Raw genomic sequence first — 918 nt, 5'->3', positions numbered from 1 at the left:
CTCCGTCCCGCTGGCGCGAACAAATCCCCCCCAGCACCCTGAGCCGCCCAGCCTACTGCCAAGCCGTGGAACAGGCTAAGGACTACATCCGCGCCGGAGATATCTTCCAGGTAGTGCTCTCGCAGCGGTTTACCGTCTCCTTTGCGGGGGATCCCTTTTGCCTCTACCGCTCGTTGCGGCTGATTAACCCTTCCCCTTATATGGCGTTTTTGCAGTTTGGGGATCTCTGCCTCATCGGCTCCAGCCCAGAGGTGATGGTCAAACTCAGCCGGGTGGGAGAAGACCGCATCGCCACCGTGCGCCCCATTGCCGGCACCCGCCCCCGCGGCACCACCCCTCAGGAAGACCGGCAGTTAGAGCAAGAGCTGTTGGCAGATCCCAAAGAACGGGCCGAACATGTGATGTTGGTGGATCTGGCCCGCAACGACCTGGGACGGGTCTGCCAACTGGGATCTGTGCAGGTGGATGACCTGATGCAGATCGAGCGCTACAGCCATGTGATGCACATCGTCAGCAACGTGGTGGGGCGGCTGGATCCCCAGTACAGCGCCTGGGATCTGCTGCGGGCCACCTTCCCCGCCGGAACCGTTACGGGTGCCCCCAAAATCCGCGCCATGCAGATTATTCATGAGCTGGAAGGATGCCGCCGCGGGCCCTATGCCGGCGCCTATGGCTACTACGACTTTTCCGGCCAACTGAACACCGCCATCACCATCCGCACTCTGCTGGTTCATCAGGGCCAGGTGAGCTTGCAGGCCGGGGCAGGTATTGTAGCCGACTCGGATCCGGAGCGGGAATATCAAGAATGTCTAAACAAAGCGCGGGGCATGTTAATGGCTGTGGCCAGTTTGCAGGAGACCTAGCCGATGTTGGCCCAGTTGCGCTTCAGCCCTGCGGTTCGCGTCAGCGGGACGGAGT

At 61.4% G+C, this 918-nt stretch carries 1 protein-coding gene; it reads left to right on the top strand.

All coding sequences use genetic code 11. The features are described from left to right. On the top strand, nt 1-863 hold an 863-nt coding region (locus tag NW819_RS12815), incomplete at its 5' end, for an anthranilate synthase component I family protein (protein WP_414413976.1). Nucleotides 864-918: the final 55 nt, after the last annotated feature.

Origin of the sequence: Synechococcus sp. R8-2 (genome assembly GCF_047461715.1) — a bacterium.
GTDB lineage: Bacteria > Cyanobacteriota > Cyanobacteriia > Thermostichales > Thermostichaceae > Thermostichus.
Note: the sequence above shows the minus strand (reverse complement) of the source record. Positions and strands in the feature narration are given on the sequence as shown.